At 66.8% G+C, this 14,460-nt stretch carries 19 protein-coding genes and 1 riboswitch; of the genes, 8 read left to right on the top strand and 11 right to left on the bottom strand.

The window, feature by feature from the left end:
- The first annotated feature begins 19 nt into the window (after positions 1-19).
- Entirely contained in the window at positions 20-526 is a 507-nt protein-coding gene (locus ACFVJ5_RS22630; RefSeq protein WP_379222828.1) for a nitroreductase/quinone reductase family protein, read from the top strand.
- Between the two features lie 9 nt (positions 527-535).
- Here the strand turns inward: ACFVJ5_RS22630 and ACFVJ5_RS22625 are convergent, their stop codons facing one another.
- Entirely contained in the window at positions 536-1,039 is a 504-nt protein-coding gene (locus ACFVJ5_RS22625; RefSeq protein WP_379222826.1) for a MarR family winged helix-turn-helix transcriptional regulator, read from the bottom strand.
- A 94-nt stretch (positions 1,040-1,133) separates the two neighbouring features.
- Here ACFVJ5_RS22625 and ACFVJ5_RS22620 point away from each other — a divergent pair, with 94 nt between their 5' ends.
- Positions 1,134-1,556 carry a Rid family hydrolase gene (locus tag ACFVJ5_RS22620; protein ID WP_379222824.1) on the top strand — a complete coding sequence of 141 codons (423 nt, stop codon included), beginning with the start codon at positions 1,134-1,136 and terminating at the stop codon, positions 1,554-1,556.
- A 56-nt stretch (positions 1,557-1,612) separates the two neighbouring features.
- On the opposite strand, the gene ACFVJ5_RS22615 is transcribed toward ACFVJ5_RS22620, so the two are convergent.
- Together ACFVJ5_RS22615 and ACFVJ5_RS22610 are read right to left on the bottom strand one after the other, a co-directional pair.
- Positions 1,613-2,710 carry an SPFH domain-containing protein gene (locus tag ACFVJ5_RS22615; RefSeq protein WP_358104214.1) on the bottom strand — a complete coding sequence of 366 codons (1,098 nt, stop codon included), beginning with the start codon at positions 2,708-2,710 and terminating at the stop codon, positions 1,613-1,615.
- Positions 2,711-2,722: 12 nt separating this feature from the next.
- Positions 2,723-2,941, bottom strand: a complete 219-nt coding sequence (locus ACFVJ5_RS22610; RefSeq protein ID WP_378633666.1) for a hypothetical protein — start codon at positions 2,939-2,941, stop codon at positions 2,723-2,725.
- A gap of 121 nt (positions 2,942-3,062) precedes the next feature.
- Here ACFVJ5_RS22610 and ACFVJ5_RS22605 point away from each other — a divergent pair, with 121 nt between their 5' ends.
- A complete protein-coding gene (locus ACFVJ5_RS22605) occupies positions 3,063-3,689 on the top strand; it encodes a DJ-1/PfpI family protein (protein ID WP_379222822.1) in 627 nt (208 codons plus the stop codon).
- Positions 3,686-4,135 carry a MarR family winged helix-turn-helix transcriptional regulator gene (locus ACFVJ5_RS22600; RefSeq protein ID WP_379222820.1) on the top strand — a complete coding sequence of 150 codons (450 nt, stop codon included), beginning with the start codon at positions 3,686-3,688 and terminating at the stop codon, positions 4,133-4,135. Before ACFVJ5_RS22605 ends, ACFVJ5_RS22600 begins: the two co-directional genes overlap by 4 nt.
- Positions 4,136-4,201: 66 nt before the next feature.
- Here ACFVJ5_RS22600 and ACFVJ5_RS22595 read toward each other — a convergent pair whose 3' ends face one another.
- The 4 genes from ACFVJ5_RS22595 to ACFVJ5_RS22580 all read right to left on the bottom strand — a co-directional run bounded on the left by ACFVJ5_RS22595 (position 4,202) and on the right by ACFVJ5_RS22580 (position 7,373).
- Positions 4,202-4,750: a YceI family protein gene (locus tag ACFVJ5_RS22595; RefSeq protein WP_378996055.1), complete on the bottom strand. Its 549-nt coding sequence runs from the start codon at positions 4,748-4,750 to the stop codon at positions 4,202-4,204.
- 28 nt (positions 4,751-4,778) lie between these two features.
- Entirely contained in the window at positions 4,779-5,393 is a 615-nt protein-coding gene (locus ACFVJ5_RS22590) for an FMN reductase (protein ID WP_379222819.1), read from the bottom strand.
- A gap of 52 nt (positions 5,394-5,445) precedes the next feature.
- On the bottom strand, positions 5,446-6,537 hold the full coding sequence (locus tag ACFVJ5_RS22585) for an LLM class flavin-dependent oxidoreductase (RefSeq protein WP_379222818.1): 1,092 nt from the start codon (positions 6,535-6,537) through the stop codon (positions 5,446-5,448).
- A 77-nt stretch (positions 6,538-6,614) separates the two neighbouring features.
- Positions 6,615-7,373 carry an HAD-IIA family hydrolase gene (locus ACFVJ5_RS22580; RefSeq protein ID WP_379223379.1) on the bottom strand — a complete coding sequence of 253 codons (759 nt, stop codon included), beginning with the start codon at positions 7,371-7,373 and terminating at the stop codon, positions 6,615-6,617.
- A gap of 159 nt (positions 7,374-7,532) precedes the next feature.
- Here ACFVJ5_RS22580 and fgd point away from each other — a divergent pair, with 159 nt between their 5' ends.
- Both fgd and ACFVJ5_RS22570 read left to right on the top strand, forming a co-directional pair.
- Positions 7,533-8,543 carry a glucose-6-phosphate dehydrogenase (coenzyme-F420) gene (gene fgd / locus ACFVJ5_RS22575; protein ID WP_379222817.1) on the top strand — a complete coding sequence of 337 codons (1,011 nt, stop codon included), beginning with the start codon at positions 7,533-7,535 and terminating at the stop codon, positions 8,541-8,543.
- A 99-nt stretch (positions 8,544-8,642) separates the two neighbouring features.
- Positions 8,643-8,990 (top strand): hypothetical protein, encoded by a 348-nt coding sequence (locus tag ACFVJ5_RS22570; RefSeq protein ID WP_379222816.1) that lies wholly within the window; start codon positions 8,643-8,645, stop codon positions 8,988-8,990.
- A 73-nt stretch (positions 8,991-9,063) separates the two neighbouring features.
- On the opposite strand, the gene ACFVJ5_RS22565 is transcribed toward ACFVJ5_RS22570, so the two are convergent.
- The 3 genes from ACFVJ5_RS22565 to ACFVJ5_RS22555 form a co-directional block, all read right to left on the bottom strand.
- Entirely contained in the window at positions 9,064-10,272 is a 1,209-nt protein-coding gene (locus ACFVJ5_RS22565) for an O-succinylhomoserine sulfhydrylase (protein WP_379222815.1), read from the bottom strand.
- Between the two features lie 10 nt (positions 10,273-10,282).
- Positions 10,283-10,699 (bottom strand): rhodanese-like domain-containing protein, encoded by a 417-nt coding sequence (locus ACFVJ5_RS22560; RefSeq protein ID WP_056815009.1) that lies wholly within the window; start codon positions 10,697-10,699, stop codon positions 10,283-10,285.
- A gap of 17 nt (positions 10,700-10,716) precedes the next feature.
- Positions 10,717-10,836: riboswitch (SAM riboswitch) on the bottom strand.
- A 45-nt stretch (positions 10,837-10,881) separates the two neighbouring features.
- Positions 10,882-11,340, bottom strand: coding sequence for a hypothetical protein (locus tag ACFVJ5_RS22555; protein WP_379222813.1), 459 nt, complete (start codon positions 11,338-11,340; stop codon positions 10,882-10,884).
- Positions 11,341-11,530: 190 nt separating this feature from the next.
- Between ACFVJ5_RS22555 and ACFVJ5_RS22550 the strand changes: the two genes are divergently transcribed.
- Together ACFVJ5_RS22550 and ACFVJ5_RS22545 are read left to right on the top strand one after the other, a co-directional pair.
- Positions 11,531-12,919, top strand: coding sequence for an FAD-dependent oxidoreductase (locus ACFVJ5_RS22550; protein ID WP_379222811.1), 1,389 nt, complete (start codon positions 11,531-11,533; stop codon positions 12,917-12,919).
- A gap of 206 nt (positions 12,920-13,125) precedes the next feature.
- Positions 13,126-13,977, top strand: a complete 852-nt coding sequence (locus ACFVJ5_RS22545) for an amidohydrolase family protein (protein ID WP_379222810.1) — start codon at positions 13,126-13,128, stop codon at positions 13,975-13,977.
- Here ACFVJ5_RS22545 and ACFVJ5_RS22540 read toward each other — a convergent pair whose 3' ends face one another.
- Positions 13,978-14,460, bottom strand: coding sequence for a DUF456 domain-containing protein (locus ACFVJ5_RS22540; RefSeq protein WP_379223377.1), 483 nt, complete (start codon positions 14,458-14,460; stop codon positions 13,978-13,980). It lies immediately after the preceding gene.

Below are 14,460 nucleotides of genomic sequence, written 5' to 3'. Positions count from 1 at the left end.
TCGCGTTATAGTCCGGCCCATGACATCGCAGTTCCCGGATCGCCAGTGGGGCTCCCGCGCCAATCCCCTCTCCCGCGCCGCCACCCGATTCGCCGCGACCAAGCCGGGTTCCTGGCTGATCCGCACCATCACCCCGCTCGACCGCGCCCTGCTCGAGCGCACCGACGCCAAGTACACGGTGCTCGGCCCGATCGGCGCCCCGGTGATCCTGCTCACGACCACCGGCCGCAAGTCCGGCGTCGCGCGCACCCAGCCGCTGCTCTACGTCCACGACGGCGACACCCTGTACGTGGTCGGTTCCAACTTCGGCCAGGCCCACCACCCGGCCTGGACCGGCAACCTGCTCGCCGATCCGTCGGCCACCGTCGCCATCGCCGGCGAACGCATCCCGGTCACCGCCACCCCGGTCACCGACGCGGACAAAGACGCGATCTTCGCCCGCTTCATCGACATCACCGGCGCCTACGCCGCCTACCGCGACCGCACCACCCGCGACCTACGCATGTTCGCCCTGCGCCGGGCGTAAGCGCCGGGTTCAGGCCAGATCGGCGGGGCGCACGCGCAGCTTGGCGGCGATCCGAGCCAGCGCTCGCCCGTCGGCGGCGCTCACCTGATCGAGGAAGCGTTCGCGGACCGCGCGCACATGTGTGGGCGCCGCCGCCACGACAGTCGCGTACCCGGAGTCGGTGAGCGAGGCGACCGTGTACCGACCGTCATCGGGGTCGGGCGCTCGGGTTACCCAGCCTCGCTGCTCGAATCGCTTGACGACGTTCGAGAGCCGGGACAGCGATCCGTTCGCCAGGAAGGCCAGCTCGCTCATCCTGATCCGGCGCTCGGGCGCCTCGGACAGATGGCTCAGCACGAGATACTCGAAGAGCGTCAGCCCGGCCTCGGCTTGCAGTGGCGCTTCCAAGCGGCCCGGCAGCAGCAAAATCAGTGAGACCAGGCCGGTCCAGGCTTCCTTCTCTTCCGCGTTCAGCCATGCCGGCGCCGCCACCTCGGCGCTCGCGCCGTCGGATCCTGGGGTCGCCGTAGTCATCGGATAATCATAGCGAGGCACATTGAGTTCACAAGTGAAGTCATTCCGTGCTAGTTTGACTTCATACTTGAAGTCAAACGAAAGGTTCGTAGCGATGAGCACCGCCACCTTCGCCAGCACTCCCGGATACGGCCAGACCCTCTTCGACCTGCTCCACTACCGACAGGCTGTCCGCGTCGGCGACCGGGTCGACATCTCGGGCCAGGGCGGCTGGGACGACGACATCACCTTCCCCGAATCCCTCGAGGAAGAAATCGTCCAGGCCTTCGAGAACGTCGAGCGGACTCTCGCGACAGTCGGAGCGACCTGGACCGACGTCATCGCCGTGGACAGCTTCCACATCCCGGCAGTCGAGGACACGATCGGCGACGCGCACAACCGCGTCATGGTCGAGCAGTTCCGCAAGCGCATGGGTGAGCGCGCGCCGATCTGGACCCAGATCGGCGTCGCCGCCCTCGGCGCCCCCGGCATGCGCGTCGAGATCCGGGTGACCGCACTCGTGAACCGGCAGGACTGACCCGGTATCCGGTCAGCCCTGCCGGTTCGAGTGCTCAGCTCACCCCGTTGCGGTGATCAGACCTTGTCGACTTCGCCGTTCGACAGTGCCTTCTGCAGGGAGTTGAACACCGTCAGGCCCTGACCGACCATGCCGTTGAGCAGCTCGCCGACGCCGTCGGGCCCGTTGAGGACGGTGAGGTTGGCGCCCGCCAGGCCGTGTGACGCCTGCTTGACGATTTCGGGGAGCTGCTCGATGAGCATCTGGTCCAACGCGATTCGGTTGTTGGACGCCGCGGCTTCGGCCTGGATGCGGGTTCGGTCCGCCTCGGCCACTGCGAGGATGCGGACTCGTTCCGCCTCCGCCTCGGCGGGTTTCACCACTTCGGCCTGGAGTTGCTGTTCGCGCAGTTCCGCGTTCTTGCGCGCCTGCTCGGCCTGGGCGTGCAGGACGGCCTGCCTGGCGATGGCGTCGGCGAGCGGGCCCGCCTGTGCCGCTTCGGCATTGGCCTTGTCGATGTCGCGCTGGTACTGGGCCTTGAGGATCGAGGTCTCGCGTTCGTATTCGGCGCGACGGCGCAACGACTCCTGCTCGGCTTCGGCGGAGCGCTGCGCGGCCTGGGCCTGAGCGATCTGGGCATCCCGCTGGACGGCCGCATTGTGCGGTGCCGCGAGGGCGTTGATGTAGCCGAGGTTGCCGTCGTCGATGGACTGGATCTGGAACGAGTCGACCCACAGGCCGATATTGCTCATCTCCACCTTGGAGGCGATGAGCACCTCGTCGGCCAGCTTCTGACGTTCGCGGATGATCTCCTCGACGGTCATCGAGCCGACGATCGAGCGCAGGTGACCCGAGAAGATGCGGCCCGTCAGCACCGACATCTCCTGCTCCTGTTCGGACAGGAAGCGCTGTGCCGCATTGACGATCGACTGGGTGTCGTTGGCGACCTTGAACGCGATCACCGCACGCACATCGAGCTGGATGGCCTGCTTGGTGACGCAGCGCTCGCGGATCTCGGACTCGAACATGGCCAGCGACAGGTAGCGGACCTTGCGGAACAGCGGCACCACCCAGGTGCCGCGCCCGATGACCACCTTGAACGGGGAGTCGTCCTTGGTCTTGGCGCCACTGACCAGCATGGCTTCGTCGGGATCGGGAACGTGATAGCCCAGCATCGCGGGCCCCTTTCATTCTGAGGGAAGCGGTATCCAAGTGACCACGTCGACCAGGCGACCCGGGTGGACCGCGACGATCAACACGGTGGTCCAGGCGGCGATCGGCTCGTCGGCTCGGGCGAGATAGAGCTCGGTGCCCCCGCGAATCGAGATCAGCACCTCACCCAGTGCGCCCGCCTCCCGGATGGGTGACGTGATGGTGCCCGTCATGCCCTGCACGGAGTCGGTCATCGCGGGTGAACCTCCCTGTCTCGCACCGGATGCCGTCAGCGTACGGAGGGTCGGCTACAAGCCGGTAGCAAAATTCTTATTGACAGTATCCTGTCAAATATGACAGGATACTGTCATGTCGATGAAAACAGTTCACGTAGCCGTCTACGACACCCTCGCCGACTGGGAAGTGGGGGCCGCGACGGCGCACATCGCCAACGGCAACTGGCACCGGGAGCCCGGAACGTTCGAGGTCGCGACGGTCGGCCTCACCACCGAACCGATCACCACCATGGGGCGTCTGCGGGTGACGCCCGACCTGGCCGTCGCCGATCTCGATCCGGCCGACAGCGCGATGCTGATCCTGCCCGGCGCGGATCTGTGGATGGGTGCGGACCTGATCACGTTCGCGCACAAGGCGAAAGAGTTCGTCGATGCCGGGGTACCGGTGGCCGCGATCTGCGGCGCGACCTTCGGCCTGGCCACGGCGGGCTTGCTCGATGACCGCGCGCACACCAGCAACGCGGCGGAATTCCTTGTCTACAGCGGATATTCGGGCGCGCAGCACTACGTCGAGGCGCCCGCGGTCACCGACCGTGACGTGATCACCGCGGACGGCATGTCGCCGTTCGAATTCGCCAGAGAGATCTTCGCGCGGCTCGATCTGTACGAGCCGCGGGTACTCGAGGCCTGGTACGAGCTGTACGCGCACAAGGACCCGGCCGGGTACGCCACGCTCGCCGAATACGAAGGGAGCCACGCGGCTTGAACTCCGAACAGGACCTACTCGACGGCGCCGCCCTCACCGTCTTCCGGCTCAACGGTCAATTCCTGACCATCGGCGACGGATTGTCCGCGCCGGCCGGAATCTCGGTGGCCTGGTGGCAGGTGATGGCCGCCGTGCAGGACCAGCCACAGCCGGTGGCCGGGATCGCCCGCGCGATGGGCATCACCCGGCAGAGCGTGCAGCGGATCGCGGACCTGCTGGTCGGCAAGGGCATGTGCGAGTACCGGCCCAACCCCGCGCACAAGCGGGCCAAGCTGGTCGCGATGACCGCGGAAGGCACGGCCGCCATCCGTCGCATCGATCCGCAGCACGCGGCCATGGCGCACCGGCTGGCCGAGGCGCTCGGTCCGGCCGAGTTCGCGGCGACGGTCGCGACCCTCACGCGTCTCGCGGCGACTCTCGACACGATCATCGCCGACGAGGACTAGCCGCGGTACACAGCGACCGACGCCCCCATCACCGAACAGGTGATGGGGGCGTCGCGTCGTGCCGGGTCAGCCCTGGAGGACGGCCTCGATCTCGAGGGTGAGAGTGATCTTGTCGCCGATCACGGCGCCGCCGTCGGGCAGCGGCATGTCGATGTCGAGGCCGAAGTCGCGACGCGAGACCACGGTCTTGGCTTCGAAGCCGGCGACCTGGCCGTTGCCCATGCCCGGGCTCACGCCGACGAACTCGACCTCGAGAGTGACCGGCTTGGTGTTGCCGCGCACGGTGAACTCGCCGTCGACGACGAAATCGCTGCCCTCGCCACGGAACCCGGTGGACTTGAAGGTCATCAGCGGGAATTCCTCGGCATGGAAGAAGTCGGCGGTGCGCAGGTGGCCGTCGCGCTGGGCGTTGTCGGTGGTGAGGGAGTCGACGCGGATCTCGGCGTGCGCGGTGGCGGTACCGTCCTCGGCGATCACGAGGGCGCCGTCGAAATCGGTGAAGCGGCCACGCACCTTGCTCACCATCAGGTGGCGTACGGAGAAGCCGACGGTGGAGTGGGTGGGATCGATGGCCCAGGTGCCCGCGGTGAGTCCCTTGGCGATGGCGGTGGTCATGAGTGTTCTCCTTGGGGGTAGGTGTGAATCAGTGATTTGCTGCGAGAAGGTCTTCGAACGGGGTCGTATCGGTGTAGGGGTCGGTGGGCCGGGGAGCGGACCTGCCGAGCAGTAGTGCGCCGAATTCGGCTGCGGCACGGTCGATTCGATTGTTGAGCGCCTTGTCGCCGCCGTTCGCGCCCCAATCGGTCGACGCCGCGTAGACCGCGGTGGGGACGACGATCGAGCGCAGATAGGCGAACAGCGGGCGAACAGCGTGTTCGAGCGCCAGGGAATGACGCTCGGTGCCGCCGGTCGCACCTGCCAGCACCGGCATTCCGGCGAGCGAATCCGGTTCCAGCACATCGAAGAACGTCTTGAACAGGCCGCTGTAGGAGGCGCTGAAAATCGGTGTGACGGCGATCAGACCGTCGGCGGTGACGACCTTGTCGATCGCCGCCCGCAGTGCGGGGGCCGGGAACCCGGTGAGCAGGTTGTCGGCCAGATCGCGCGCGTGATCGCGCAGGTCGACGAAGTCCACTTCGACCTCGGCGCCTTTCGCGCGCAGCTCGCGTGCTGCCGCGGCGGCCAGTCGATCGGCCAGCAACCTTGTCGACGAAGGCTGCGAAAGCCCTGCCGACACCACGGCGATACGGGTTGTCATGCGATCACCTCCGTGGTGTGCGGGTCGCCGAGTGCGCGCCGCGGTGTGGCTGTCACGCGCTGACCTCCGCCGTGGACTTGGCGGCGAGCAGCGAGTCGTGCGTCGGCGCGTCCGGGACGTGCGCCGGGCGTCGAGCCGCGAACTCCTTGCGCAACACCGGAATCACCTCCTCGCCGAGCAGGTCGAGCTGCTCGAGCACCGTCTTCAACGGGAGTCCGGCGTGGTCGACCAGGAACAGCTGGCGCTGGTAGTCGCCGAAGTGCTCCCGGAAGGTGAGCGTCTTCTCGATGACCTGCTCCGGGCTGCCCACGGTGAGCGGGGTCTGCTCGGTGAAATCCTCCAGCGACGGGCCGTGTCCGTAGACCGGCGCGTTGTCGAAGTAGGGGCGGAACTCACGAACCGCGTCCTGCGAGTTCTTGCGCAGGAACACCTGTCCGCCGAGCCCGACGATCGCCTGGTCGGCGCTGCCGTGGCCGTAGTGCTCGTAGCGACGGCGGTACAGGTCGATCAACCGCTTGAAATGGTCGGTGGGCCAGAAGATGTGGTTGGCGAAGAAGCCGTCACCGTAGTAGGCGGCCTGTTCGGCGATCTCCGGGCTTCGGATCGACCCGTGCCAGACGAACGGCGGCACGTCGTCGAGCGGACGCGGGGTCGAGGTGAACGACTGCAGCGGCGTACGGAACTTGCCTTCCCAGTTCACGACGTCTTCACGCCACAGCCGGTGCAGCAGAGCGTAGTTCTCGATGGCCAGGGGGATGCCGTCGCGGATGTCCTTGCCGAACCACGGATAGACCGGGCCGGTGTTGCCGCGGCCGAGCATCAGGTCGACGCGGCCGTCGGCCAGGTGCTGCAGCATCGCGAAGTCCTCGGCGATCTTGACCGGGTCGTTCGTGGTGATGAGCGTGGTCGAAGTGGACAGCAAGATGTTGTCGGTGCGGCCCGCGATATAGCCGAGCATCGTCGTCGGTGACGACGGCACGAAGGGCCGATTGTGGTGCTCGCCCATCGCGAACACATCGAGACCCACTTCCTCGGCCTTCTGCGCGATCGCGACCATCGCCTTGATCCGCTCGGCCTCGGTGGGGGTGCGGCCGGTGGTGGGATCGGTGGTCACATCGCCGACGCTGAAGATTCCGAACTGCACGGGCCCTCCTTTGGTTGCCATGGCAACTATAACCACGACAGGCGGGCGCCTATTCCGATGAGACGCGGATCACATGGCTACTCGGCGAACGGGTGGCGCGTTCGGCCGATCAAGTCGGCCACCGAGCCCACCACCATGGTCGGCCGGAACGGGTAGGCCTCCACCGAGGACTTCGTCGAGATGCCGGAGGTCACCAGCACTGTGCGCAAGCCCGCCTCCAAGCCGGCGATCACGTCGGTGTCCATCCGGTCGCCGATCATCACCGTCGATTGGGAATGCGCGCCGATCTGACGCAGCGCCGAGCGCATCATCAGCGGATTCGGCTTGCCGACGTAGTACGGCTCCTTACCGGTGGCGCGGGTGATCAGGGCGGCGACCGAACCGGTGGCGGGCAGGACGCCGTCGCGCGAGGGCCCGGTGGCGTCAGGGTTGGTGGCGATGAACTTCGCACCCTTGTCCACCAACCGGATCGCGGTGGTGATCGCTTCGAAGGAGTACGTCCGGGTTTCGCCGAGGACCACGTAATCGGGATCGCTGTCGGTGAGCACGTAGCCGATCTCGTGTAGCGCGGTGGTGAGACCGGATTCGCCGACCACGTACGCGGTGCCGTTGGGGCGCTGGTCGTCGAGGAAGGTCGCCGTGGCCAGCGCCGAGGTCCAGATCGACTCCTCGGGGATGTCGAGGCCGGTGTGGCGCAGGCGAGCCTGGAGGTCGCGGGGCGTGCGGATCGAGTTATTGGTCAGCACGAGGAACGGGATCTCGTTGGCGCGCAGTTCGGCGAGGAACTCGTCGGCGCCGGGGATCAGTTGATCCTCGTGCACCAGCACGCCGTCCATGTCGGTGAGGTACGACAAGATCTGCTCATCCTTGGTGGCCACCAGTTAATTGTCCGCTAAAACTCCGCGTGGTGGGTGACGAAACGGCATGGGCGCGGATGACGGGCTGCGCGCTAGTGTCGTGATGGCAGGGGTCAACGGACGACAGGAGTGGCTGGAATGGTTGAGCTCAAGCTCGGGTACAAGGCATCGGCGGAGCAGTTCGGGCCACGAGAGCTGGTCGAACTCGGCGTCGCCGCCGAGCAGCACGGTCTCGACAGCGCGACCGTGAGCGACCACTTCCAGCCGTGGCGCCACGACGGCGGGCACGCGCCGTTCTCGCTGGCCTGGTTGGCGGCCGTCGGCGAGCGCACCGAGCGCATCCAGCTCGGCACCTCCGTACTCACCCCCACCTTCCGCTACAACCCGGCGGTGATCGCGCAGGCCTTCGCCACGCTGGGTTGCCTGTACCCGGGCCGGGTGATGCTCGGTGTGGGCACCGGTGAGGCGCTCAACGAGATCGCCACCGGGTACAAGGGCGAATGGCCCGACTTCAAGGAGCGTTTCGCCCGCCTGCGTGAAGCAGTGAAGATGATGCGCGAATTGTGGACCGGCGATCGCGTCGATTTCGAGGGCGAGTACTACCACACCGTCGGCGCGTCCATCTACGACGTTCCCAAGGGGGGAATCCCCGTCTACATCGCCGCAGGCGGCCCGGTGGTGGCCAGGTACGCCGGTCGCGCGGGCGACGGTTTCATCTGCACCTCGGGCAAGGGCATGGACCTCTACACCGAGAAGCTGCTGCCCGCCGTGGCCGAGGGCGCCGAGAAGGTCGACCGCGATGTCGCCGAGATCGACAAGATGATCGAGATCAAGATCTCCTACGACACCGATCCCGAACTGGCACTACAGAACACCCGCTTCTGGGCCCCCCTCTCGCTGACCCCCGAACAGAAGCACGACATCACCGACCCCATCGAAATGGAGAAGGCCGCCGACGCCCTCCCGATCGAACAGGTCGCCAAGCGCTGGATCGTCGCCAGCGACCCCGACGAAGCCGTCGCCAAGATCAAGCCCTACCTCGACGCGGGCCTCAACCACCTGGTCTTCCACGCCCCCGGCCAAGACCAGCTCCGCTTCCTCGACCTGTTCAAGCGAGACCTGGCCCCCCGCCTGCGCGCCCTGGGCTGAGACCGGTCGGCTCAGACCTCTGGCCGGGCACGATTAACGGCGCCCGGCCAGATATCGATCCATGGTGACGAACACCGGATCGACACAAGGAAACGAACCATGGGATTGTGGATCGGTAGCCCCGCGCTGAACGCCACCGAGAACGTTGTCTGGCAGAGACTCGCCAATCGAACACAAGGCAGCAGGGCCGTCGGCGGACGCCTCCACCTGACCGAAACCCGGCTGCTCTTCGTACCCAATCACCTCGACGCGATCACCGGCGGCAAGCGCTGGGAAGCGCGTCTGACCCAACTGCGCGCCGTCGGGCAGCAAAGCCCGGATGGCGGCCTGTTCAGCGGCGGCCTGCGCACTCGTCTGCGTGTCGAGACCGACGCCGGAACCGAACTTTTCGTCATCGATCCGATCGACGAGGCGATCGCGATCCTGGACGCCGCAAGGACCTCGTGACGCCTGGAGCGACACAGGGAAGCCCGCCGGATCCGGCTTATTTCGACAGACCGACCCTGTGCGTTCGGCGAATCTAGCTCAGGGCGTGGTCGAGGTCGCCGAGGAGATCCTCGAGGTCTTCCAGGCCTACCGAGATGCGAACTACCCCGTCGGACAAGCCGATCGACGCACGTCCCTCCGGGCCCATGGCTCGGTGGGTGGTGGTGGCGGGGTGGGTGATCATGGTTTTGGCGTCGCCGAGGTTGTTCGAGATATCGATGATGCGCAGGCGGTTCAACACCTCGAAGGCGCGCTTCTTGCCGTCGTCGCCGGTGAGGGCGAAGGTGACGACCGTGCCGCCGCCGGTCATCTGTTCTTTGGCCAGCGCGTGTTGCGGATGTGATTCCAGGAAGGGGTATTTCACCCAGTCGACCGAGTTCTTGGTCTCCAGGAACTCGGCCACCCGCAGGGCCGACTCGGTGGAATGGCGCACGCGCAACGGCATGGTTTCCAGGCCCTTGAGCAAGGTCCAGGCGTTGAACGGGCTCAGCGCCGGGCCGGTGTGGCGCATCAGGGTTTTGACGGGGCCGTCGATGTAATCCTGGGCGCCGAGGATGGCGCCGCCGAGGACGCGACCCTGGCCGTCGATGTGTTTGGTGCCGGAGTAGACCACCACGTCCGCGCCGAGTTCGAAGCCGCGCTGGAGCAGCGGGGTGGCGAAGACGTTGTCCAGCACCACCTTCGCGCCCGCTGCGTGGGCGAGCTCGGTGACCTTGCGGACATCGACGAGGGTCTGCATCGGGTTGGCGGGGGTCTCGAAGAACACGGCCTGGGTGGGGACGGAGAGAGCCTGTTCCCACTGGTCGAGGTCGTCACCGTCGACGAAGACGGTTTCGATGCCCCAGCGCGGCAGGATCTCGTTACAGACCACGAAACAGGAACCGAACAGGCTGCGGGCGGCGACGAGACGGTCGCCCGCCTTCAGCAAGGCGCCGAGCGCGGTGAACACCGCCGACATGCCGGACGCGGTCGCGAAGGCCGCCTCGGCGCCGTCGAGCAGGCGGATGCGCTCCTCGAACATGGCCACGGTCGGGTTGCCGAAGCGGGAGTAGACGAAGTGCTCCACGTCGCCGGTGAACGCCGCCTCGGCGGCTTCGGCGCTCTCGTAGACGAAACCCGAGGTCAGGTACAGCGCCTCGGAGGTCTCGTCGAAGCCGGAACGGCGCAGGCCGCCACGCACGCCGAGCGTGCCGGGACCGACGCCTTCGGGCAGTGGCTTGTCGAACGAACCACCGGTGATCATGCTTTTCTCCTTATGCCTGACGCCACGGCAGGCCGACAGCGCGCCAACCGGTGCTGCCGCGCTGACCGAACGCGTCGGGACCACCTTCGAAACCGTCGAGCACGTTGTAGGACGGTGCCACGCCCGCCGCCGTCGCCAGGTTCGCCGCGTGCGCGGAACGCTGACCGGAGCGACACAGGAACACGACCGGTGCGTCGTCCGGGCGACCGGCGAGTGCCTTCTCGAGCTGCACTCCGAACTCCGGGTTGCGCGTGCCGGTGCCGTCGACCCATTCGATGAAATGGGCCGGGCGTTCGATGGAGCTGGTGTCGGGGATGCCGATGTGTGCCCACTCGCCTTCGGTGCGCACGTCGACCAGCACGGCGCCGGGGTGCTCGGTGAGTAGCTCCCACGCCTTCTCAGGGGTGATGTCGCCGGCGTAAGTCATGTCGATCCTCCTGCGTGAATCCGCTCTTGCCGTGCCGGAAATCCCCGAACACACGGCCAGGTCGTCACCCGGAGCACCCCACCGCGGAGGAGGGTTGCCGACCAGCGAGCCGGGGCTTGACGCTGGCACTCATGACCTTGCGATCTGAGATTGCCTCGGCACCGGTCATCGTGTCAAACGATTCAGAAGGAGCACACCAGCCACGCGCTGTCGACGCGGGTCAGTTTCCAGTTGCTCGCCGCCGGGTTGCCGTTCACCACGAGCGCCGCGTCGATTTTGGCGCGGTCGCCGTTGACGGTGGCGTTCTCGAACCCCTTGCCGTCTATCGTGACAGTGGATTTCGGGCCACCGAGCTGTTCGCCGAGGCCGGAGGTCTCTTCGCTGAAGCCGGGGCAGGCCACGCCCGTCGGCGGACGGAGGTCGCTGCGCGAGCGCGCGTCGATATAGTTGGTGACGGCGGCCGCGAGACGGTCGGCCTCTGTGACATTTTTCTCAGCGGGTGAGAGCAGTCCACCCGCCACGATGCCGATGAGCACGATGATCGCGATCACCGCGGCCGCGACGAACGGGACGATGGAACGCTTGTCGGTCTGATCCACCACTACGGGCTGGTCATCCGAGCCTGTTTGCTCCTCGTTCATGCTGTAATCCTGACAGACCCGCGCGGGCAGATACACCGCGCGCCGGGTGGCTGCAACGCCGCAGCTAGAATCGCCTTGATTGCGGTCGGCTGCCGACGTCGATGGCAGCTGCCAGTAAGCGGATGTCCGACTTAGCCTAAGCTAAGTTGACGCCGTCAAATCAGTTCTCGACCAAAGGGTGCGCGTAGAAATGACCGAACAGAGTGCAGCGACTCGCCCACTTCGCATTGCGATCGTGGGTGCGGGACCGGCCGGTATCTACGCCGCCGACGCGTTGATGAAGTCCGATGCCGACGTGAGCATCGACCTCTACGAGCGCATGCCCGCGCCCTTCGGCCTCATCCGCTACGGCGTGGCCCCCGACCACCCCCGCATCAAGGGCATCATCACCGCCCTGCACAAGGTCCTCGACAAAGACCAGGTCCGCCTGCTCGGCAACATCGACTACGGCACCGACATCACCCTCGACGACCTGCGCCAGTTCTACGACGCGGTCATCTTCTCCACCGGCGCCAACGCCGACCGCGCCCTGGCCATCCCCGGCATCGACCTCGACGGCTCCTACGGCGCCGCCGACTTCGTCTCCTGGTACGACGGCCACCCCGACGTCCCCCGCTCCTGGCCCCTCGACGCCGAGAAGGTCGCCGTCCTCGGCGTCGGCAACGTCGCCCTCGACGTCGCCCGCGTGCTCGCCAAGACCGGCGACGAACTCCTGCCGACCGAGATCCCGCCGAACGTCTACGAAGGCCTCAAGACCAACAAGGCCCTCGAGGTCCACGTCTTCGGACGCCGCGGCCCCGCCCAGGCCAAGTTCACCCCCCTCGAACTGCGCGAACTCGACCACTCGCCGACCATCGAGGTCATCGTCAACCCCGAAGACATCGACTACGACGAAGGCTCCGAAGCCGCGCGCCGCAACTCCAAGCAGGTCGACATGGTCGCCAACACCTTGGAGCAGTGGGCCATCCGCGACCACGGCGACCGCCCGCACAAGCTGTTCCTGCACTTCTTCGAATCGCCCTCGGAGGTGCTCGGCGCCGACGGCAAGGTCGTCGGCCTGAAGACCGAACGCACCCAGCTCGACGGCACCGGCAACGTCAAGGGCACCGGCAACTTCACCGACTGGGACATCCAGGCCGTGTACCGCGCCGTGGGCTACCTCTCGCAGAACGTCACCCAGCTGCCGTTCGACGATCAGGCGGGCACGGTGCCCAACGAGGCCGGTCGCGTGATCGCCGACGACACCGCCGAAGGTGACGCCCGGTTCATGCCCGCCACCTATGTCACCGGCTGGATCAAGCGCGGCCCGGTCGGCCTCATCGGCCACACCAAGGGCGACGCCAACGAGACCATCGCCTGCCTGCTCGACGACGCCAAGGCCTTCGCCCCCGCGCCGAAGCCCGAGCTCGACGCCGTCACCGAGTTCCTGGAGGGCAAGGGCATCCCGTTCACCACGTGGGCCGGCTGGTACCGCCTCGACGCCCACGAGCGCGCCCTCGGCGAGCCCGAAGGCCGTGAGCGCGTGAAGGTCGTGGAGCGCGAGGACATGCTGCGCGCGTCCGAGCCGAACAAGGCCTGAGTTTTTGGCGCGCTGGTGCGCGCGTGTTCGCGGCCCTGAATGGCCGGCCGCGAATCGGCGGCTTCGGCGCCGATCCCTCCTCGAGGTCGGGATGTGCGGGGGCTGGGCTTGCTGTGATGGCAGAACTCGGGGTTTCGGTGGTCCCGTCCTAGTGGGGGCGCGACGTTGAGCGCGCTCGCGCCGCAGAGATAAGGCATTCTGTACTGGTGTTCGATGCCCACGTCCACATCATCGATCCGCGGTTTCCGCTGATCGAGAACGAAGGCTATCTTCCCGAGCCCTACGTGATCGATGACTATCGAAAGCGTATGGCGCACTTCGATGTTCGCGGCGGTGCTGTCGTCAGCGCGTCTTTCCAAGGCGCTGATCAGACGTACCTGAAGGCAGCACTGTCCGCGCTCGGTCCCGACTGGGTCGGCGTGACCCGGCTGGATCTCGACGCCACCGACGACGAGATCCTCGAGCTGAACCGGGCGGGCGTGCGCGCCTTGCGGTTCAACCTCAAGCGTGCCGCCGCCGACATCACCGAGATGACATTGCAGGCGTTGCGCGCCCACGAACTGGCGGGCTGGCACGTGGAGCTCTACATCGACGGCCAGATGCTGGCCTCGCTGCAACCGGTGATCTCGAAGCTGCCCGCGCTCTCGATCGACCATCTCGGCATGTCCGACGAGGGTCTGCCGTACCTGCTCGACCTGGTGGACCGCGGCGCGCGGGTGAAGGCGACCGGGTTCGGCCGGGTCGAGATGGATGTGGCCGAGACGCTGCGGCGCATCCACACGGTCAACCCGGGTGCGCTGATGTTCGGCAGCGATCTGCCCGGCACGCGCGCCGGCAGACCGTTCGAGGAGCGCGATATCGACCTGATCTCGCAGGTGGTCGGCTCCGATATCCACGCGGTGCTCGAGGACAATGCCCGCGAGTTCTACCGGCTGCCCGCGGTGTATCGCCCGGAGCCAGAGCCGCTGCCCCGCGCCGAGAATCCGACTATCCCGATCCCGCGCAACCAGCTCCCCGGCGCGGACGACCACACCCGTCCGCTGCCGATCATCGAGTAGTCAGCTGATGATCGCGCCGGTGAGCCACACGCCGGACGCGATCAGCGCGCCGAACAACTCGACCAGCATCGACAGGCCGACGCCCTTGAGCGCGTGCACCGTCGCGGGCCAGGCCAGGTCGTTGGTCTTCAGGCGATACAGCTCGGCCAGGTACACACCGAGCACGAAGCCGATGAACAGGCCGACGATCGGGATCACGAAGAAGCCGACGATGCCGAGCACCGCACCGGCCAGCAGCGCACGGTTGGACACCCCGGCTTCGCGCATCCGCTTACCCGGCCAGGTGTACTTCACGACGCCGGAGAGCACCAGCGCGACGGTGGCGACAGCCAGCACCGTCCAGGCCGTCGCACCGCCGGTCATGAACGCCCACACCGCGATTGCCGCGAAAATGAGGATCACCCCCGGCAGAATCGGTACGATCACGCCGACGATGCCGACCAGAATGACAAGGCCGACAACGACCTCACCCCACACGCCCAC

Source organism: Nocardia sp. NPDC127606 (assembly GCF_042671725.1).
Classification (GTDB): domain Bacteria; phylum Actinomycetota; class Actinomycetes; order Mycobacteriales; family Mycobacteriaceae; genus Nocardia.
The sequence above is the reverse complement of the archived record's forward strand: the minus strand, read 5'-3'. Positions and strand labels throughout refer to the sequence as shown.